Raw genomic sequence first — 18,535 nt, 5'->3', positions numbered from 1 at the left:
TGAGACGTCCGGAAGTCGCAGGACAGACGGCGATCTGAGCCAATTCGTGCTCAGTTGGTGGTCGTTCGCTGACGTGCTCCGAGGACCATTTTCAAACTGGTGTGCCACCCCTGCGCCACAGCAGCCGTACCGAGGCACGCGGGCCTGCGCAGTGACCTCGAGCTCGGACGGCTGGGAGGTGTCCGGCTGCGATGCCGGTACGGGAGCCCGCCGAACGGGTCTGAGGACGGAAGTTGGGTGTGGGGTGAGGGCTGGGGGCTTGCGGCAGCCAGGCACGCGCCGGCCCCTGCCGTCACCAGCGCAGTAGCGGTGATGGTCGCCTGAGCTGAGAGCAGAGTCCTGGTACTGGTCCGGGGCGCTGCTCTTGTGCGTGGGCGTGGGGTGCGGTGGGGTGCGCGAGGACGGCGCGCCAGCGCCGCCCGCAGCGTGGGGCCCCAGCGCGGGGTCCCACGCCGCCGCGGCGGAGCCGCGGCCTTGAACCAGTGAAGAAACTCCTCACCGAAACCCAGGAGCTTGGCCGGGCTGAACGTCCTCTCATGCCGAGATGAGTACGACTGCTGATCCACAGACACGCGGTGATTCCGTGGGTGGTGAGGTACCTGCTTTGAGGTGGTTCCGAAACTGGTCGATGAAGGTGTGGGCCCTTGTGGTCCTCGGGGCCTCTGTGGCCGTTGCAACGGGATGGGGGTCCTCTGCCAGTAGTTGATGCGATGCCCAGGCGGGGGTCGAAGGGTTTCGCGAAGGTCAATCCGGCGGTGCACAGGACCGCAGTGGTCGGGTCGTCTTTGCGTGAACGAGCGGGTCAGGCGGTCTTCGAACGGGAAGCGGCAAAGCGCTTGTCGTGTCACCTGTTCGGTCAGAGTGTTGTCACCGGGTGCCGCCCACCGTGCGGATAGTTCACGCGTGAAATACGTTGCTGATGGCCGACAAGGGAGTGCCAATGAGCAGGTCCAGCAATCTGCGACTGAACGACCAGCTGTGCTTCGCGTTGTACGCCGCGACGAACCAGGTGACCCGGGCGTACCGGCCTCTGCTGGAAGCCGTCGGGCTGACGTATCCGCAGTACCTGGTGATGCTGGTGCTGTGGGAGTCCGATGACCAACCGGCCCACGAGATTGCCGACCGGTTGCAGCTGTCGCCGGCCGCGGTCAGCCCCATCCTGGGGCGCCTCGAGGAGGCTGGGCTCGTCGTGCGCGACCAGGACCCGGATGACGCTCGAACCCGTCGAGTTCGCCTCACACCCAAGGGTGCTGCCGTCGAGCTGGGCGCGTCACGGGCGCAGCTGAACGTCGTCGAGCAGACCGGGTTGTGCGGCGATGAGCTGACCGGGTTGCGCGATGACCTGCACGACCTGGTGATGCGGATGTCGGTGCGAACCTCGTGACCGCGCACAGCGCACCACTCGACGGCTGGAACGGCGAAGGCGACGACGCGCAGTCGTTGGGCGATTTGCTAGTCCGCTGCGCATCCGGGGACGAGGCCGCCTTCGCGCAGGTCTACGCGGCGACGGCGCCGCGCGTGTTCGGGCTGGTGCTGCGGGTCGTGGTCCAGCACGCCCTCGCCGAGGAGATCACCCAGGACGTCTTCGCTTACGTGTGGGCCGAGGCCGGCCGGTACGAACCGTCGCGGGGCAGCGCAGCCGGCTGGATTCTGACCATTGCGCACCGGCGCGCGGTGGACCGGGTCCGCAGTGTCAGCGCGAGCCGCACCCGTGAGGACGTGTGGACACGGAAGGTGACGCCGGCACCATTCGACTCAACCGCCGAGTCGGCACACTCCTCCTTCGAAGCCGCCAGAGTCCGAGGCGCCCTGGCAGCGCTCACGATGAAGCAGCGCACCGCCGTCCAGCTCGCGTACTTCCACGGCCTGACATACACCGAGGTTGCTTCGCACCTGGACATTCCGCACAGCACCGCGAAGACCCGCATCAGGGACGGGTTGCGCTCACTGGCGCACGCTCTAGACCCAGGGGTTGCCAGCGCCTAGAGGAGCCCACGTCGGGTGCGCGATTCCGTGGCTGGTCCTACAGGCGCCGACCGAGTGCGCCGGATGTCAGACCTGCACCTCGCGATCTCGAGCCACAAGCGTCGGGCACATGCAGACCTTCCGTCCCATGGAGGCGTTGCTGTTGGGAGATGATGGGCTGGTGAGCGTTGATGTGAGGGTGGAATGCACGATCGAGCGGCCCTCCGCGGAAGTAGCGACCTTTGCCGGTGACCCGGGTAGGGCTCCGGAGTGGTACGCCAACATCGTGTCTGTGCGCTGGCTGACACCAGAGCCCCTGTCCGTGGGGTCGAGGATGGACTTCGTCGCCCACTTCCTCGGGCGGCGACTCGCCTACACCTACGAGGTCGTCGAGCTCGTGCCTGGGCGCAGGCTGGTGATGCGCACTGCTGATGGCCCGTTCCCGATGGAGACCACGTACGAGTGGGAGCCGGTGCACGAGGGAGCGACGCGGATGACGCTGCGCAACCAGGGCTCCCCGTCAGGCTTTGCCAAGATCAGCGAGCCGATGGTGAAGCGCGCCATGACGCGCGCCACGACCAAGGACCTGGCCAGGCTCAAGGGCATCCTCGAAGCGTCCGGCTAAGAACCCGAACCTCTGCCGGACCGCCTCGTTCATGCGGGAAGTCGGACGACAAAACGGCAGCCCCCGCCGTGGTTGCTGACGGTGACCGTGAACCAAGGCATCAACATCATCTGGCCCAAGCGTTAGTCAAGTGAGAGCCGAGCGTCCGCTCATGCCGCGTTGAGGGATCTGCAAACGCTTAGTCGTTACGCAGCACCAGCACCCGACCCTGGCCCGTTGAGCCGCGCCACATTTCCGCGCGGTAAGGCTGGGCGCCGGGCGCGCCGGGAGGGGGACGCCAACCCGCAATATCCTCGAAGTCGGCGCTTACGACAGCCCACGCCTGCCGCCCCTCGGCCGCCACGTGCCAACGCACCCCCTCGCCACAACTGTGGACGGCGACAGGAAGCTCGCGTGTTCGGAAGAGGTCGTTGATTTCTTTGCGGTCCAGCTCAACCTCAGATGGCTCGTATTCCGCCCCGGTGGGGTCGAAAAGACGTACGCCCCCAGTTCCCCAGCGCCATCGAGCGATGCCCTGCTGGGTGGCGGGCCGCCGTCGCTTGGACATGCATTGATTCTCGCAGGCCGCAGGCCGCATGCCGGCACGTCCGGATCTGCCGCGATCCGCGCGGTGATGCCGATTAGCGGTCGACCCATCCGCCCATGCCATGGAACCCGACCTATTGACGTTGTCGGCGGGCCGCTCTGAACTGGGCTCGGTACATCTCCTTTGTGCCCTCGGGTAGCGATTCCCACGACCTGAAGAAGCCCACGCCGCCGACCGAGGCATCCCCTCGATGTAGGCGGCGGGCTTGATCTTCGACTTCTTCCGCCTCATCTGGCCGCTTCTGTTCGGTAGCCATGCTCCACGATAGGACTTGGTGTCCTCATCTGCCGCGATCCGCGCGGGCTCTGCCCATATCCGGTCGTGCGGGCGCCGGCCTGTAGTCGATCCGGACTATGAGCGATTGCGATGTCCCGGTCGTTCGGTTGACCGAGGAGGCAATGCAGACCGTCCAATCCGGTAGGCCCCCTCGTCTCGAATACGGGTCAGGCGTCGTGCGACTGCACTGCAGGGGCGCCCGAGCGAAGAGGATCCTCCATGAAGAAGCGATTTGCCGTGCTGCTCGCAGCGCCCCTCGCCGTGCTCGTGTCGGGCGGTGCTGCTATGGCCGTCGGTGCCAGCCACTACGACGCGACGCTGCGACCCGTACCCCACCGCCACTCAGCAGACGGCGGCTCTCAGGTGCACGGCACTGCGGTGCTGCGGTTGAGCGGCCGAACGCTCGACATCAACCTGAAGGCATCCGGTCTGACCCCCAACGAGCCCCACGCGATGCACATCCACGGCCTCGTGGACTCCAGGAACGAGTGCCCGGACATCTCCGCCGACGTCAACACTGGAGACCCGATCGACCCCTCCACCTTCGTGGCGGGCAAGCCCGACGGGCTGATCTCGCTGTCGGAGGGCGCTCCGTCCTACGGGCCCATCGACGTGTCGCTGACCGCGCGCGGCGACACCAGCCCGGCCAGCGGCCTGACCCTCGAGCGGTTCGTTAAGGCGGACTCGCGCGGGAACCTGACGTATCACCGCTCGGTCGTGGTCCCCAAGGACATCGCGACGAACCTCTCTGACCTGCACATTGTGATCCACGGTGCCGACCTGCCCTCGGACAAGGACCACTCCTCGCTCAGCAACCTGTTCGAGGCGACCCTTCCTGTCGCCTGCGGCGCGATCAACAAGTCCAGCTGACCCGAAGGGTCGTCGCTAGGACACACCGGCTCAGGTCCATGCGACAGTCCGCATTGGACCTGAGCCGCTGTCACGGGCAGCGGAACGGGTTCGACCAGCCGCCGGGTCGGTAGGTGGTTCGACATGAGGGTCACCACAGCATCGTCAGTGTTCGGTCCGAACGTGTCGTGGCCGGGCGCGCCCTCAAGGTCGTAAGCGAGGTCGCGGGTGTCGCAATGCCGGTCAGTGTGGGTGCCGCCGGCCGGCAGCCCGGAGGCGGACCGCGCCCAGGAATAGTCCTTGCCGGAGTGTGCGTACACGGCCCGCTCCTCGTCCTGGGACCGGTGTCCGTTGTCCGGATCCACCTGGGGCGCGTCCGTGACGTTGTCCTTGGTGAACGGCACCGTAAGGCCCCGGCCACCGACGCTGGAGTTCGGGAGCGGGATGAAGCTCTCGTTCATGCCGCACAGGCCGGTGTTGACGGTGACCCACTCGGGGCGGCCGGTCTGGTCGTCGAGGTAGACCTGACCGGCACGGTCGATCTTGTCGCCGTTGATGTCGTAGGCGTCGGCCCCTTGGACCTGCGGGATGTCCTGCTCTGCAATCGTGCTTCGCACTGCTGTCTCTCAGTGTGGGTTGGGGTTGAGGGGCGGGGGTCGGTTGTGAAGGCGGACCCCCGCCCCGGTCGTGCACGCGCGCGGACGTCGCCCGGGCGGGTCGCTAGACCTGGCCGTAACCGTTGCCCGAGCCGTCAGCCCGCGTGGCGCCACCAGCTGTCTGGTCGAAGACGGCGGTGTCGTCGCCGACGTAGGCGGTGCTGGTGCCACCCTGGGGCGACATGGTGGGGTCCTCCTCGGAGGAGTACCGGTCCTTGGCCGCCTGGGCCTGCGCCTTCACCGAAGGAGCGCTGGCGGCCTCGCGGCGGATGGCGCCGGCCTCCTGCGCAGCAGTGTTGAGGTAGCCCTCCCAGCGCGACTGCATGGGCTTGATCAGGCCGCCGCCGACTCCGACGATGAGGATGCCGCTGATCGTGGCGAGGACCGCGACGAGCACCGGCAGGGTCACCGTGGTGGCGATGCCGACCTGGTTGAGCGCGGCGATGACGCCGAGGCCGATGATGAAGAAAGCGGCGATGTTGGCCAGCGTCCGGCCGTACGAGAGCCCGCCGAGGGTGTTGGTGAGCAGCTCCTTGACGGCGGCGGCGATGGCGGCCGTCACGACGATGATGATGACGGCGACGATAGCCTTGGGCAGGAAGGCGATCACGCCGGTGAGGAGCTGGCTGATCGGGTTGGGACCGAACACGCCGAACGCCATCTGCAGGACGAAGAGCAGCAGGGCGTAGTAGATGAGCTTGCCGACGATGTCTGAGGCGTCGTACTTGCTCTGGGACAGGGCCTTCTTCACGCCTCCGCGCTCGACGGCGCGGTCGAAGCCGACGCGCTCGAGGACCTTGTCGACGGCCTTCCCGATGAGCTTGGCGACGAAGTAGCCAATGATGAGGATGGCCAGGAAGGCCACCAGTTTGGGGACGAAGAGGGCGACGCTGCGTAGCGCGTCGTGGAGCTCGTTCGACATTGAGGTTCTCCCTAACGAGGTAAATGGGACGTTTGCCAGCCTTACGCCATAAGGCTATGTCCGCAACTCGAACGGCGATCTTCCCGTGTTGGTCTCGTTGTGCCCACCGGCGTCTGATGCGAAACAATCAGGCATCACCGGACGCATGGAGGGCACCATGGACGAACACTTCTCCGGGGGGCCCGACTCGGCCGCGACGGGCTCCGTTGGCAGGCAACCCCTGACGCGTCGGCTGGTGCTCAACACCGCCATCAGCCTCATGGATGCCGAAGGCGCGCAGCAGCTGACCATGCGGCGCCTCGGTGAGGCCCTTGGGGTGGAGGCTATGTCGCTCTACCACCACGTCAACGGACGCGAGGACCTGCTTGAAGGTGTGGTGGACCTCCTTGTCGACCAGATCCGGGTGCAGCCGGAGGACACCGGGACCCGGCACACGGGGTGGCAGGCGGTGCTCCAGCTGCTGGCCCACCAGGTCCGCGACCTCGCGGTCGCTCACCCCAAGATTTTTCCCCTCATCGCCACCCGGCACCCCGCCGCTCCATGGCTGCGTCCACCGTTGCGGAGCCTGCGCGTCGTGGAGGACTTCCTCGAGTCGCTGACGTCTCTCGGCTTCTCGGGCGCTCAGGCAGCCAGGGTGTACCGGGCCTTCACCAGCTTCCTGCTGGGCCACCTGCTCTTGGAGGCGGCGAGCGCTGGCGCCGAGACGTCACCGGTGGAGGAGCCCCTTGACGAAGGTGACGCAGACCTTGCCAACGAGGACGCCGAGCTGTCCCTGGACGACTTCCCGACCGTGAAGCGACTCCGCCCGATGCTGTCCCAAGACCGCAGCAAGGCAGAGTTCGAAGAGGCCCTCGAGGGGCTCCTGAACAGGCTTGACCTTGAACTGGCGCAGTAGCGGGCCCGACTGGTCGTTCTATTACGACAACCCTTGATGGTCGGCGGCTTTAAGAAAGCGTCGTAGATTCGGCGGCGCTTGCATGTCTCCGCTTATGCCGCGACCAGGCGCGGTCTTGCCGATGAACGGATGTAGGGCGCGTCGACGACAGACTGCGCAGTCCGGCTGTCATGCGACGGTGCGAAGCCTCCGCTCATGCCGCAATCTGCGTGCTCGCTCGGAACAGGGCCGGGACGACTATCGTGCGCGCGTGGCGGGCGACGACCTGCAACTGACTAGCGCCCAGGCATATGAGGCGGCCCATCGTTTCGTGTGGCTCCCGTGCTTGGCGGCAGTCCCATGCTCGTGCTTGTTGGGCACAAGAGAACGGCTTTCGGGTGCTGCGCCGTGTCCTTCTCAGGAGTCCCAAACGCAGACGCGATGGCCTTGGCACAGGTGTGGGGACAACTGCGGGTAGGACTCGGGCCCAGGGTGAGATCTGTGTGCGCTGCCCGACGTGGCTCGCCCCGGCGCCATGACAGAACGTGATGGCGCAGGGGCGAGAGGAGGTTGTTAGTTGGTGACGGTTGCTTCGTAGGTGAGGATCTCGGTGCCGTTGCCTTCATCGCCGTTGTCGGGGGCGACGCGCATGGTGAGGTGGTTGCCGTCGGCGGACATCTTGAAGGGGTTGCGGGTGGCGACGTGTCCCGCGGTGGACCACTTTTGGAAGGGGACGTCTCGGGTGACCTGGTGGGACTTGAGGTCGATCAGGGCGACCCCGCCGAGTTCGTAGGTGGCGGCTGTTCCGCCCGCGGTAGGGGTCTGGGGCAGGTTGGTGACGCCGGCGCAGAGCATCTTGCTGTTGGGCACGTACTGGCAATCTTGGTAGTCGATGAAGAAGTTGGGGTTGTCCCACGTCTTCAGTTGCTTGCCCGTGTTGCTCCATTCGGCGAAGCGGCGCGAGCCCCAGGTGTTGCCTACGAGGTGACCAGTTTGCTTGTCGAAGACGATGCCGCCGAAGTGGTCCTTGACCTCGAACTGCTTGTGGACCTGGAGGCTGTCGGCGTCGACGCGGTAGATGATCGCGCTGGAGTTGGGGCGGTATTGGGCGACCGGTACCCAGACGTTGGTGCCGTCGAAGTCGATGCCGCCGGGGTGGTACATGTCGCCCTCGCCGAGGGTGATGTCCTTCTGGAGGTTGCCCGCGCGGTCCATGACGAAGAGGTGTCCGATGCCCTTGCCGGGGGTGCGGTCGTAGCCACCTTGTGGGGTGGGGTACTTCACGGTGGGCTCGAGGATCTGGACCGAGGAGAGGAAGATGTGGTCGGGGGTGAAAGCGATTCCCTCGGTGTGGAAGCTAGGAAAGTTCAGTTTCAGCTTGTTCGTCAGTTGCCAATCGCTGTTGCGGGTGACCTTGCTGAAGCTGCTCGCGAGTTCAGAATTCGCGGTGTGCTGCTCGGGGCGTTCGGCGGCGTGGGCGGTGGCGACTGCAGCGCTGCCGGTGGAGACGGCGAGGACGGCGGCCAGGACTGCGCCTTGGATGCGGTTCATGAGAACCCTTTCGGTCTTGGGAGGACAGGGGCCCTGTGACGCTAGAAAGGGTTCGTGAATGTGACACGTCGGGAGCCCGCACTCCGTGTGAACACCGTTCCTGCCTGTCGACCGGGAGGGGCCCGCGAGCCCGAAGCGGAGCAGCGGAGCCTGCTGGAGAGGTCAGCAAGGGTGGCCGCAGGCCATCACGCAGTAACGCTCAGCGCCCTTGAGGCGGGCGGAGTGGAGCGCCGGGTCGAGGGCGGTTGGGCTCCTCGAGTTCACTGACACCAGTGGTTGCGCCCCGGTTCACCCGGGGGTCGTCGACTCGTTGATCGCTTCTCCTAACTTCCGGCGTATGAGACCTCTACGTTCTGTTCTGACTGCAGCCAGCGCCGCGACGTTGTGCCTGTCCGCGGCTGGCGCCGCTTCCGCGACGACGTCCAGCACTCCGGGGCCCGGCGTCCTTCCACAGAAGACCCAGTTTGACCTGCAGGCGCACCGTGGCGGTATCGGCATGACCACCGAGGAGTCCCTGCCGGGATTCGCGAAGGCGCTGCGGCTGGGCGTCAGCACCCTGGAGCTTGACACCCACATCACCAAGGACGACAAGGTCGTGGTCAACCACGACCGTCAGATCAGCGCTCAGAAGTGCCGGGACACGGCCGCGGCCTTCGCGGGTGACCCGATGTACCCGTACGTCGGGAAGTACATCAAGGACCTGACGCTGGCCGAGATCAAGACCATGGACTGCGGGTACCAGCAGTTGCCCGGCTTCCCGCAGCAGGAGCAGATCAAGGGCTGGCGCATGGCTGAGCTCAAGGATGTTCTGAACCTCGTGAAGGACTACCACGCCAACCAGGTCAAGCTGAACATCGAGACGAAGGTCGAGGCGGGCGCCCCTGAGCAGACCGCTCCGCGTGAGCAATTCGTGCGACGGGTCTACGAAGAGATCCACGCCTCGGGCATTGAGCGCCAGGTCACGATCCAGTCCTTCGACTGGGGCGCACTCAAGCTGATGCACAGCTACGCGCCGACTTGGCCGCTGGTCGCCCTGACGAACTACGACTTCCTGCAGGTCGGCAAGCCCGGTGCGTCGCCCTGGCTGGGCGGGATCGACTCCGACACCTACGGCGGTGACCTCATCCAGTCGGCCAAAGCTGCCGTTCCTGGGCTTACGGCGGTGTCACCGAACTACGGCTTTCCGCAGAACGGCAAGGTCGGCGACCCGGGTTTCCGCTTCTACCCCGACGAGCAGATGGTCACCGAGGCCCACGACAACGGCCTGAAGGTCATCCCTTGGACCTGTGACGACAACGCCACCATCGAGGCGCTCATGGACATGGACGTCGACGGCATCATCACCAACTACCCCAACCACGTCCGCGACATCATGGCCAAGCGCGGCATGCGACTGCCGANCGCGACATCATGGCCAAGCGCGGCATGCGACTGCCGAAGGCGTCCCCCGCTCCCTGAGGCCCGTCGAGTCGAGGCGGGGCACCTCGTATCGAGGTGCCCCGCTTCGTCGTCAGGGTGGGATTCGGTGAGGTGCGCAGCTGAACGGTGGCCAGGATGTGCAGTACCCGGTTGATCTGTCGGTTCCTGCCACGGGACAGGCGGTGGCACATGGTCGCCAGAGCACGCGTCGATGGGTGCAGTGCCGGTCCAGGAGGCGAAGTGGTTGTGGTCGGGGAGCGGGTGATGTCACCGACCTCGACGAGCAGCCGGGCTGCGCCGGAAGGCCCGCAGGCGTATGGCCGCCGAGCTTGAGTGAACACCACACCCGGATGATCTGCCAGCGCGCGGCGCCGGTCGATGAGCACACGCAGGACGGCCAGGTTGACGACCGGCCGCAGGCCGCTCATCCGGGTGCCGACCAAGGCGATGGAGTGCGCGTCGGTGGCGTCGGCCTTTCGGCCTTGGCCGGTGACGAGGGCGCGCACCCTCGCGGACAGCTTCGGTGGCACGTCGATGACCTGTTCACCATCGGCCAGCGGGCGCAGGGCGATGTGCTGGCCGATGCCGTTGCAGCCCTTGGTGGCCACAGCCGGGCCGGCCCCTGCTTCGCAACCGTGACCATGGCGCGGTCGCCGTCGCTGTCGGTGCCGAACCGGCCTGACCCGACGATGCGCTCATCGCCGTGCTGACCTCAATCGTTACTGACCGCTTGTGCGGGTCCATACCGATCACGACCCGTGCCGACGCTTGGTCCATGCCGTCCTCCTCTGCTCGTAACTGTGTGGTTGTCGAGCTAGGAGGGCCGAGCTGCTTCGAGCTGGGCACGCCCCTCTTGAGCCTCTCCCGCTCTGGAGACCGACGCCCGGGACTGCGCTGGCCAAATGAGAGCCACACCAAGGTGGGCAGCCGATGTGAGAGCGACAGCCCGAACGCCTGGGCCGAGCCTCGTCAGGCACCGGCCGTACGCCGACGAAACAAGCAGCCGATGAGCGGACGTGATGAGATTCCAATCGGCTGGCTGCACCCTTGCTGGATGGCAGACCTTCTGCGCACAACGCGCCGGGCAACCGCAGTGACCTTGGCGATGATGCTGCCGATCTGAGGAGTGGCGCAGCAGTACGGACCCGGCCGGTTCTCTGCCGCACGAGGGGTCGTACCCGCGGCGTGGCGGCACAAACTTCGCGCCCCACGCTCGCCCCGGTGGCTAGAGTGCGGCCCGTGACAGGACCTCCCGGGCGGCGCCCCGCAGTGACATGGCTGGTCGGCACGCTCATGGTGCTGACTGGATGCTCCGGACAGGGCAACGCCGAGAACCACAACGCCGAAGCGGCGGCTGTGGCCTTCGCCTCGTCCGCCAAGAGCTCGCCGGGCACCGCCTGCGACCTGCTCGCCCCGCATACCCGCAAGGAGCTGGAGTCCACCGACGGGCCTTGCGAACGCTCGCTGCCCGGGCAGGCCGCCTCGGGTGGCGCGGCCGTGCGCGGGGTCCAGGTCTACGGCAAGGACGCTATCGTCCACCTCTCCACGGACACGGTCTTCCTCGCGCGCTTCAGGACCGGCTGGCGCGTCACGGCGGCAGCCTGCACGCCTCAGGGCGACCGCCCCTACGACTGCAAGATCAAGGGGAACTAGGTGCGCGCACTCTTCCTGGGCTACCTCGCGCTCATCGTGCTCGGCCTCGCCTACTGCATCGCCATCGGGATGGCGCACCGATGAGGCGCCGGCTGCGGGAGAACAGCCTGACTCTCGCCTTCACGCTGCTGCTCCTAGTCGCCCTCGTTGGACAAGCCGTGTCGGGCCACGCGCTGTACAACGAGAGCGCGCAGGACGCAGGGCTGCCCACACTGACGATGGTCGAGTACCTCACCTCGTCACAGTTCACCGTCGACGTCGCCGAGAACTGGCAGTCCGAGTACCTCCAGTTCCTCCTCTACATCCTGCTCACCGTCTGGCTGCTGCAGAAGGGCTCGCCGGAGTCCAAGCCGCTGGACAAGGCCGGCCGTGAGTCCGACGCGGACCAGAAGGTCGGACGCTACGCCGAGGACACGTCGCCGCGCTGGGCCCGGGTCGGGGGCTGGCGGACCGCCTTGTACTCGCGGTCGCTCGTGTTGGTCATGGGCCTGGTGTTCGTGGGCTCGTGGAGCGCCCAGCTGGTGGCCGGCCGCAGCGCCTTCAACGCCGACCAGCTGCAGGACTTGCAGGATCCCCTCGGCTGGACCGCCTACCTGGTCGCCCCGGACTTCTGGAACCGCACGTTGCAGAACTGGCAGTCGGAGTTCCTTGCCGTCGCCAGCATGGTCGTGTTCAGCATCTACCTGCGGGAGCGGGGCTCGCCCGAGTCCAAGCCCGTGGGCTCCCCCCACACCGCCACCGGCGTGGAAGGGTAAGCAACCTGGATCCTCGGCGCTACCCCAGCTAGCGCAGCGGTTGTGAGGTGTGCGACGGCGTGCTGCGCGGGGACAGGCCCGACGCCGTCCGATTCGTAGGCGGGTGGCCGCCCGCTGTCCGGCGGGCCACGACGAGGTGACCGCCGAGGAACCCCGGCACCCCCGTGATCGCCGTGCCGGGAGCCATGAGCGTCAGGCCGTCGTGCCGTCCCTCTTCGGAGTGCTTTGCCCGTACCCAGCATCGCTAGCGGGCACTTTGGATGTGCCGTTGCCGAGTCGTAGCGTTGTCACGGCCCCAACCTACAAGTGGTTGGCGAAGGCGCCGGGATGCGTGGTTGCGACCGTGCTGGACGGGCCGCACGCTTGGCGCCCTCCATCACGTGTTGACTGATGCGTAAACCATCGGCACGGAAGGGGGTCGGCGGCCCCGCAACGACCGCCCGGAGGGTTGGCGAGACCCCTCGGGTCTCCACCAGGTCCCGCGCGACCCTCCCAAGTTCCTCCAGGCCCTGCGCAGAAGTCACTCATACCCGCACTGGCAACCCCAGCTTTCGATCGCGAAAGGGGCGACGACTGCCTGACGGCCAGCTCTGTTGGAGAGGCCGGGGGCAGTCCCTCCGCCACCGTGTTGCAACGCTCGTTGGGTCGCACCGAACCGGGTAAGCGAAGCTCAGTCCATCTCCCAGCTGAACGTCACGATCACCACGTGCGGGGGCATCGATTCCTCGGCGATCACCACGGCAGGCTCCTCGGCTAACGCGTGATCGGCGGCGAGGCCCAACTGTGTCAGGCGGGCTCGGGCTTCCCCGACAAGGCGGCTGTGAGACTTCGAGTCTCGAACGGCGGATTTGGGCACGATTACCGCGGTCGCGACGCGCATGGTCGACTCCTTGGCTCAGGCGCTATTTCGCGCCTTCACCGTTTCCGCGAGTGTTCCTGCGGGCGCAAAACCCAACTGCATCTCAGCATGCGCCTTGCCGTTTGGGCTTGCCATAGCTCGTCGGAGCCACGAGACGAGTTAGCACAACAGGGGCGCCCTCAACTTCTTCCCTCACCGCCTGCTCGGTGGGACCATCAGGCGGGCCGTCGCTACGACGTGAGGTCGAAGGGCGACGTGACCGCCCGCTCTTCTTTTCGGCGAACCTCAGGAGAGCTGGGCGGTCAGGGGGCGGACCTGTCGCCTCTGTGCGAGCAGCCCGGCCTTGAGTAACTCGGGCTCGANCTCTTGTCACCTCAACAGCACAGCAGCCTCTGCGGTGAGGGGGGAGGTCGCGGGGACCGCTGTGGCTCGACGGTAGGCGCGGCGGCGTGAGCAGCGCTTCGGTCATGATGCGTAGGGGCAACCAGCCGGATGGGGTAGGCCCCCTGGGGTCTCGCCCGCGAGTGTCACCGGGACGCTTTCGTTCTGGGCGAACGTAGGGACGAAGGTCCCTCGTCAACTCGAGTCGAACCTCGCACGCTGGGCCTCTGGGCGCCTGGCGGGAAGGGCGTCGCGCCTACTTGGACGCCGCGAGAAGTCCCCATCGTGGCTAACGGGGGCGTCGGGATGTGTAGCCGTGCCCGGGCCGCACGCCCGGCGCCCTTCGCGAAAGCACCCCCGCCCGGTAGCCGTCCGGGCGGGGGCACTTCGTTCGGCCCGCGGCCACCGCGACCCCTGTGTGGGATGGTCTTGAAAGGAGTCGTTTCCCTGCGTCGCGTCAACCTTGCTGGTCGAGGGCCCAACGCTACTCCTGCCCGCCGGGTCCATGACGCAATCTCCCTCGTCTTTCCGCGCGTGGACGACGGCACGTGTAGCAACTGCGAGCAGGGGCCCTCGCCTAAAGCTATCCGGGAGCAACGCAGTAGCTTCGTGCTGTCTTGGGGTGTTTGGTGTGATTAGGCTGCGGGTACCGAAGCGTCGTGACTTGGACGTCGCCCTTAGACGAGGATGGCCTCTTGCCCGCCACCCAGCCCCCGGAGTATGAATCGTCGCCATTGCGCACGGTCATTAGCGCAGCCGAGCTCGCCACTCGTTTGGACAAGCGGCTGTACGCGTCGGGCATCACCGACTCCGCGGTGCATCAGGGATGTGTGGCCGCGGTGCGCCAGGGCGTCGCGGCGGTGATCACCCGTCCAGAGCACCTGGAGCTCGCCTCAGATGTCCTGAGAGGTTCGGGTGTGGGGCTGGCGACCGCTATCCGGTGGCACGGACGCGACGATGAGCTGCTCGTGGTCGACGATGTGGTGAAGGAAGCCGAGTCCCTGGTGGGCAGCGGTGCCACAGAGGTCGCCTACATCATCACGCCGGCGCGCCTTGAGCCTGAGGAGGGTCGGCAGGTGGCCAATCACGTCGCCAAGGTGGTTGAGACAGTCGTGCCCCGGGGAGCCAAGGTGCGGACGATCATGGCGTCCGAGGACCTGACCGAAGACGAGATCCAACGCACCTGCCAGCAGGTTGCGGCCGCGGGGGCGTGGATGGTTCAGGGCGGATCTTGGCGGCCCGGACGGACCGGTCTGAACCACGTCGAGACGATCCGAGCCGCCCTACCTCCTGAGGTACTGGTCAAGTGGACCGAGCCGATCAGGGCTCTGAGCACGATGCTGCTGTGCATGTCGCTGGGCGTCGACCGCTTCAACTGCGATGTGGACCAGATCCTCAGCGACGCCAGGCGCGCGGAGTGGCTGGCGCCGCTCACCATTCCGGCCAAGGGGCTCGACTACTAGGACGACAGATCTGGGTGCGACGGGCTGGAATCGGGATCGCCCCCGTCTCCACGCGCGGAGGCGGGGGCGACCGTTGCAGGTGAGGACCAGGGGGCTCCTCCGCAACCGCCCAAGCCTAGAACACCGAGCCGAGCGGAGGAATCCACTGTCGGAGCCTGGCTCAGCCAGCGGTGCGACCGACGGCGGCGCCCCCTGGGGAAGCGTCGTTCCCAGCGCCGCCGCGGCCGCTCACGCTAGAGCCTGCCGACCGGGGGATGGACCAGGCGGACCCTTACGCGATGCAGAGACCCTACGACCGGCTCGATACCCCCCGCGTCCCCCCGATGGCGTAGGTCCCACCTCAGCGCAAGGTCATCGCCGAGAGGGCAACTGCAATGGCTGTCGCGAGCAGCCAGACCGAGACCAGCCACTCAGCCAGCAGTGCTCGACCCGGCCGCACGCGACCACATCCTGGGCATGACGCCAAGTCGCCTGCGTAACGGCACGCGAGACAGGGTGGGGGCACCCTCGGACGTTATGAGGCACGCAGGGTGGCGCGCGAATCGTCAGGAAGACATTGTCCGTTCAGTCGACCCACGGTGTGCGTCTTTCGGCTCGTGCGTGATGACGCTCCGGGCACCCCGCCCGGGCACGAAAGGCATGGCCACCCCTGTGCGTCTGGTTACCCTGCCGCCGACGCCAGAAGCTACCTCGCCGCCAACGCGAAACCGAAGATCGCCACGTTCCTCGCGGAGTGGACGGGCCTTTCCGCGCCAAAGGCCAGGGGGTCAGATGAGACCGAAGGAACCAGCGAGGTAGCCCAACGCCGTCGCCAGCCCCACTAAGACCAGCCACACAAGGCCGCGCTTCAACACGTGCATGACGTGAGGCCCCTTAGACGCTGCCGGCGACCTTGTCGAAGATCCCGGACAGGTTCCCTCCGAGCAGGGCGACGGCGACAACGATGACGATGGCGATGAGGGCGACCATCAGGCCGTACTCGACTGCGGTAGCGCCTCGTTCGGCGACTCGCGCGTGAAGCCTAATGACGTAGTTGCGCACGGGGAGTTCCCTTCGTGAAGGTGGATCGGCTGACTGCGGAGCCCTGAGCGTTCCAGCCGACCGGCGGGGCGCTCATCCACCTTCAGCACTGTTCGCCCTAACCGAACGGTTCGTCCGCACCGCCACCCGCGCGGGTTGACATCGAAGACTTTTGGTCGTAGCAAACGCGACACGGGGAGATTGCCCACCATTCTTGGGCAGAGAATGGGGGCACTCCATCGGCCGATGGCTACCGACCCCTTGAAGCAGTGGCCGGAAGCGGCATTGCCCTGCATCGCGTCAACCTCGCTCGCTCATGCCGCGATCTGCGCGGTCATGCTGATGAGCGAGCGCTTGGCATGTCGATGGATGGCGCCGACAACGAAAGTCCGACTCCCTCGTGTACCGAGGAAGGGTCAGGCTGGCTTGCTGCATTGACCAGCGCTGGAGTAGGGCAGCATCGGCTGACACAAACGGCACTAGGAAATTGTGGGGAAGTGCTCGAAGGTGCGCGCTCCTAGCCTCGTGCACATCGTCAGGGATTTGCGCACTACTTCGAGGTGAACATGCCACAGCGACGACGGGCGGCCTCAGGTCTGATAGCCGTAATCGTGGCGGCGTCAGTGTGGGTGAGCCATGAGGGCGTCGAGGTGGGCCGCACAGTGATTCTGGACTGCCACCTCCTGTGTCCGGAGGTCATCGCAAATCCGGCCGCCAGGGACGCAGTCAGCCAAGGCAGGAACATCTTCAAGGCTCTGCGCGCCGGTGAGCCCGACGAAAGGGTCGTAGCCAAGGCAGGTTGTGCCGTCATGAACGCAGGGCTCAGTGAAGATTCTGGTCAACAGGCCTTGGCCGATCAGATCCGCGGGTACGTTGTTGATTCCGCCGGCGATGAGGTGGCAAACGCAGTCGATAAGCCCATCAAGAAGGCGGCGAGCGCGATCCGAGCGGCGCAGCTTCACGGAGGAGTCGGTCGCTGGTACTTCGAATACTGCCTGACTTAACACGCTCCGTCCGTGCCTGTCACCGCTGCCTGCTGTCATGAGCATGACCCTCAGTTCACCCCTGTCTGCGCAGACGTCATGGACTGCGTTGACGGGAACGGCACGGGCTGGTCAACCCGGCTGCTTATGAGTAAAGGCTGGGTCAAATCTTGACCCCCAGACTGACGNCCCGCCGAGCCTGCCTGAAACGGGGCTCGGTGGTGGCGGTCAACCGTTCAACCCAGTGCCGGTGCGGCTGCTGACCTCGCACTGCCCGGCTCCCTCCAACACACAGTGGGGCCGCCCTTGGACAGGGTGTGCCGTGTGGCGCGAGGTCAGCACAGAGGCCGCACGGCACACCCTCACCAGGGAAGGGGGTGGCCGTTCATGTCGCAGGAGACACGCAACGCGTTGTGGGCCGGGCTGCCCCGCCCCCAGTTCGACGACAACAACCAGCTGCACCTGCCCGGGTACGACCAGCACCAGTCCAAACAGATCCTGGCGCGGATGCTGTCGGATAACCTGGACGGGTGGTCGGTCGCCGCCTCCCGGGTGGGGTTCTGCTCGAACCCGGTCCACCTGGTCGGGGCTTCCACCACCCTCGACCGCGCCACCGGCGAGATCCTGTCCACGTACTCCTCAGCGGACGAGCCGTTGGGGTCGACCGTGGTGCGGTGTGGGAACAGGCGAGAGGCCGCCTGCCCGTCCTGCTCCCGCCTGTACGCCGCGGACATGTTCCAGCTGATCCGGGCCGGCGTCAGGGGCGGCAAGACCGTCCCCGATACCGTGGCGGACAACCCTTTGGTCTTCGCCACCCTCACCGCACCATCCATGGGATCGGTGCACGGCACCCGCGACAACAGCCGCCGCTGCCGCCCCCACGCCACCGGCCAGCCCCGCTGCCCGCACGGACGCCCGACGACGTGCCTGGCCGTCCACGCCCAAGATGACGAAGCGCTGGGGCAGCCGCTGTGCCGGGACTGCTACGACTACGCCAGCCATGTGGTGTGGCAGTGGTGGGCCCCGGAGTNNGTGGCGCCGGTTCACCATCACCCTGCGCCGCACCCTCGCCCACCACCTCGGCATCCCCGCCACTCAACTGCACGAGGTGGTCACCGTGCAGTACGCCAAGGTCGCCGAGTACCAACGCCGCGGGCTGGTCCACTTCCACGCCCTGATCCGCCTCGACGGCCCCCGCACCCCAGACGGGTTCGCCCCCGCACTCCGCCAGGTCACCGCCACCAACCTCGCCCGCCTGGTCCGCGAGGCCGTGGCCGCGGTCCGGTTCACCGCCCCACCCGTCCACGAAGATGACGTGCCCCGGGTGCTCGCGTTCGGACGCCAGGTCGACGCCCGCCCCGTCACCGGCGCCCGCCGCACCGACGACCCCTCGAATGCCCTGTCGCCGGAGCAGGTGGCCGGCTACCTGGCCAAGTACGCCACCAAGGCCGCCACCGACACCACCGACCACTCCAACGCGCACCTGCGCCGCATCCAGCACACCGCCGACCAGCTCGGCCGGCGGGTCGAGGACGACTGGGTCGCCACCGGCCGCCAAGGACCCCTGGCCGATGTCCCGTACGGGCTGCTCNCTCCGTCACCCTCGGCCAGCTCCGCCGCGCCAGACGCCGCGCCCAACAGCTGCTCGCCGACGCCAACCGACGCGGCGACACCATTGACCTGGCCGCGATGGAGGCG

13 protein-coding genes and 4 pseudogenes are annotated in these 18,535 nt (G+C 66.8%); 12 read left to right on the top strand and 5 right to left on the bottom strand.

What is annotated here, in order from left to right; translation table 11 throughout:
- Nucleotides 1–940 precede the first annotated feature (940 nt).
- The 4 genes from ASG70_RS14490 to ASG70_RS20095 all read left to right on the top strand — a co-directional run bounded on the left by ASG70_RS14490 (nucleotide 941) and on the right by ASG70_RS20095 (nucleotide 4,322).
- The gene (locus ASG70_RS14490; RefSeq protein WP_156400024.1) at nucleotides 941–1,384 is read left to right on the top strand and encodes a MarR family winged helix-turn-helix transcriptional regulator; all 444 of its coding nucleotides are present in this window, start codon (nucleotides 941–943) and stop codon (nucleotides 1,382–1,384) included.
- Nucleotides 1,381–1,986, top strand: a complete 606-nt coding sequence (locus ASG70_RS14485) for a sigma-70 family RNA polymerase sigma factor (RefSeq protein ID WP_235531516.1) — start codon at nucleotides 1,381–1,383, stop codon at nucleotides 1,984–1,986. Before ASG70_RS14490 ends, ASG70_RS14485 begins: the two co-directional genes overlap by 4 nt.
- A gap of 109 nt (nucleotides 1,987–2,095) precedes the next feature.
- A complete protein-coding gene (locus ASG70_RS14480) occupies nucleotides 2,096–2,590 on the top strand; it encodes an SRPBCC family protein (RefSeq protein WP_369818921.1) in 495 nt (164 codons plus the stop codon).
- 1,081 nt (nucleotides 2,591–3,671) lie between these two features.
- Complete coding sequence (locus ASG70_RS20095; RefSeq protein WP_056884569.1) at nucleotides 3,672–4,322, top strand: hypothetical protein; 651 nt, start codon at nucleotides 3,672–3,674, stop codon at nucleotides 4,320–4,322.
- Between the two features lie 374 nt (nucleotides 4,323–4,696).
- Here the strand turns inward: ASG70_RS20095 and ASG70_RS20460 are convergent.
- Together ASG70_RS20460 and ASG70_RS14470 are read right to left on the bottom strand one after the other, a co-directional pair.
- Nucleotides 4,697–4,918: pseudogene (locus ASG70_RS20460) on the bottom strand (PRC-barrel domain-containing protein); the annotation flags it as partial.
- A gap of 103 nt (nucleotides 4,919–5,021) precedes the next feature.
- Nucleotides 5,022–5,879 (bottom strand): hypothetical protein, encoded by an 858-nt coding sequence (locus ASG70_RS14470; RefSeq protein WP_056884568.1) that lies wholly within the window; start codon nucleotides 5,877–5,879, stop codon nucleotides 5,022–5,024.
- A gap of 157 nt (nucleotides 5,880–6,036) precedes the next feature.
- Between ASG70_RS14470 and ASG70_RS14465 the strand changes: the two genes are divergently transcribed.
- On the top strand, nucleotides 6,037–6,774 hold the full coding sequence (locus ASG70_RS14465) for a TetR/AcrR family transcriptional regulator (protein WP_056884567.1): 738 nt from the start codon (nucleotides 6,037–6,039) through the stop codon (nucleotides 6,772–6,774).
- Between the two features lie 552 nt (nucleotides 6,775–7,326).
- On the opposite strand, the gene ASG70_RS14460 is transcribed toward ASG70_RS14465, so the two are convergent.
- Nucleotides 7,327–8,304, bottom strand: a complete 978-nt coding sequence (locus ASG70_RS14460) for a DUF6454 family protein (protein ID WP_056884566.1) — start codon at nucleotides 8,302–8,304, stop codon at nucleotides 7,327–7,329.
- Nucleotides 8,305–8,641: 337 nt separating this feature from the next.
- Here ASG70_RS14460 and ASG70_RS14455 point away from each other — a divergent pair.
- The 3 genes and pseudogenes from ASG70_RS14455 to ASG70_RS14440 form a co-directional block, all read left to right on the top strand.
- A pseudogene (locus ASG70_RS14455) lies at nucleotides 8,642–9,704 on the top strand (glycerophosphodiester phosphodiesterase family protein); the annotation flags it as partial.
- A 1,258-nt stretch (nucleotides 9,705–10,962) separates the two neighbouring features.
- The gene (locus tag ASG70_RS14445) at nucleotides 10,963–11,376 is read left to right on the top strand and encodes a hypothetical protein (protein WP_200949299.1); all 414 of its coding nucleotides are present in this window, start codon (nucleotides 10,963–10,965) and stop codon (nucleotides 11,374–11,376) included.
- A gap of 80 nt (nucleotides 11,377–11,456) precedes the next feature.
- Nucleotides 11,457–12,131, top strand: a complete 675-nt coding sequence (locus ASG70_RS14440) for a DUF6766 family protein (protein WP_056884564.1) — start codon at nucleotides 11,457–11,459, stop codon at nucleotides 12,129–12,131.
- Nucleotides 12,132–12,801: 670 nt separating this feature from the next.
- Here ASG70_RS14440 and ASG70_RS14435 read toward each other — a convergent pair.
- Nucleotides 12,802–13,011 (bottom strand): hypothetical protein, encoded by a 210-nt coding sequence (locus ASG70_RS14435; protein WP_056884563.1) that lies wholly within the window; start codon nucleotides 13,009–13,011, stop codon nucleotides 12,802–12,804.
- Nucleotides 13,012–14,066: 1,055 nt separating this feature from the next.
- Here ASG70_RS14435 and ASG70_RS14430 point away from each other — a divergent pair.
- Nucleotides 14,067–14,834 (top strand): hypothetical protein, encoded by a 768-nt coding sequence (locus ASG70_RS14430; RefSeq protein WP_156400022.1) that lies wholly within the window; start codon nucleotides 14,067–14,069, stop codon nucleotides 14,832–14,834.
- A gap of 873 nt (nucleotides 14,835–15,707) precedes the next feature.
- Here the strand turns inward: ASG70_RS14430 and ASG70_RS19380 are convergent.
- The gene (locus tag ASG70_RS19380) at nucleotides 15,708–15,875 is read right to left on the bottom strand and encodes a Flp family type IVb pilin (protein ID WP_056884561.1); all 168 of its coding nucleotides are present in this window, start codon (nucleotides 15,873–15,875) and stop codon (nucleotides 15,708–15,710) included.
- Nucleotides 15,876–16,465: 590 nt separating this feature from the next.
- On the opposite strand from ASG70_RS19380, the gene ASG70_RS14420 reads away from it, so the two are divergent.
- The 3 genes and pseudogenes from ASG70_RS14420 to ASG70_RS20450 all read left to right on the top strand — a co-directional run.
- Nucleotides 16,466–16,858: a hypothetical protein gene (locus ASG70_RS14420; RefSeq protein ID WP_162253919.1), complete on the top strand. Its 393-nt coding sequence runs from the start codon at nucleotides 16,466–16,468 to the stop codon at nucleotides 16,856–16,858.
- Between the two features lie 366 nt (nucleotides 16,859–17,224).
- A pseudogene (locus ASG70_RS20455) lies at nucleotides 17,225–17,867 on the top strand (replication initiator); the annotation flags it as partial.
- Between the two features lie 2 nt (nucleotides 17,868–17,869).
- Nucleotides 17,870–18,428: pseudogene (locus tag ASG70_RS20450) on the top strand (replication initiator); the annotation flags it as partial.
- Between the last annotated feature and the right edge of the window lie 107 nt (nucleotides 18,429–18,535).

The organism is Phycicoccus sp. Soil748 (genome assembly GCF_001428025.1).
GTDB lineage: Bacteria > Actinomycetota > Actinomycetes > Actinomycetales > Dermatophilaceae > Pedococcus.
Note: the sequence above shows the minus strand (reverse complement) of the source record. Positions and strands in the feature narration are given on the sequence as shown.

Excerpts from the sequence above, each read along its gene's own strand:
- ASG70_RS14490 (WP_156400024.1), top strand. The coding sequence starts at position 941 with ATGAGCAGGTCCAGCAATCTGCGACTGAACGACCAGCTGTGCTTCGCG.
- ASG70_RS14480 (WP_369818921.1), top strand. The coding sequence starts at position 2,096 with ATGCAGACCTTCCGTCCCATGGAGGCGTTGCTGTTGGGAGATGATGGG.
- ASG70_RS20095 (WP_056884569.1), top strand. The coding sequence starts at position 3,672 with ATGAAGAAGCGATTTGCCGTGCTGCTCGCAGCGCCCCTCGCCGTGCTC.
- ASG70_RS14470 (WP_056884568.1), bottom strand. The coding sequence starts at position 5,879 with ATGTCGAACGAGCTCCACGACGCGCTACGCAGCGTCGCCCTCTTCGTC.
- ASG70_RS14465 (WP_056884567.1), top strand. The coding sequence starts at position 6,037 with ATGGACGAACACTTCTCCGGGGGGCCCGACTCGGCCGCGACGGGCTCC.
- ASG70_RS14460 (WP_056884566.1), bottom strand. The coding sequence starts at position 8,304 with ATGAACCGCATCCAAGGCGCAGTCCTGGCCGCCGTCCTCGCCGTCTCC.
- ASG70_RS14440 (WP_056884564.1), top strand. The coding sequence starts at position 11,457 with ATGAGGCGCCGGCTGCGGGAGAACAGCCTGACTCTCGCCTTCACGCTG.
- ASG70_RS14435 (WP_056884563.1), bottom strand. The coding sequence starts at position 13,011 with ATGCGCGTCGCGACCGCGGTAATCGTGCCCAAATCCGCCGTTCGAGAC.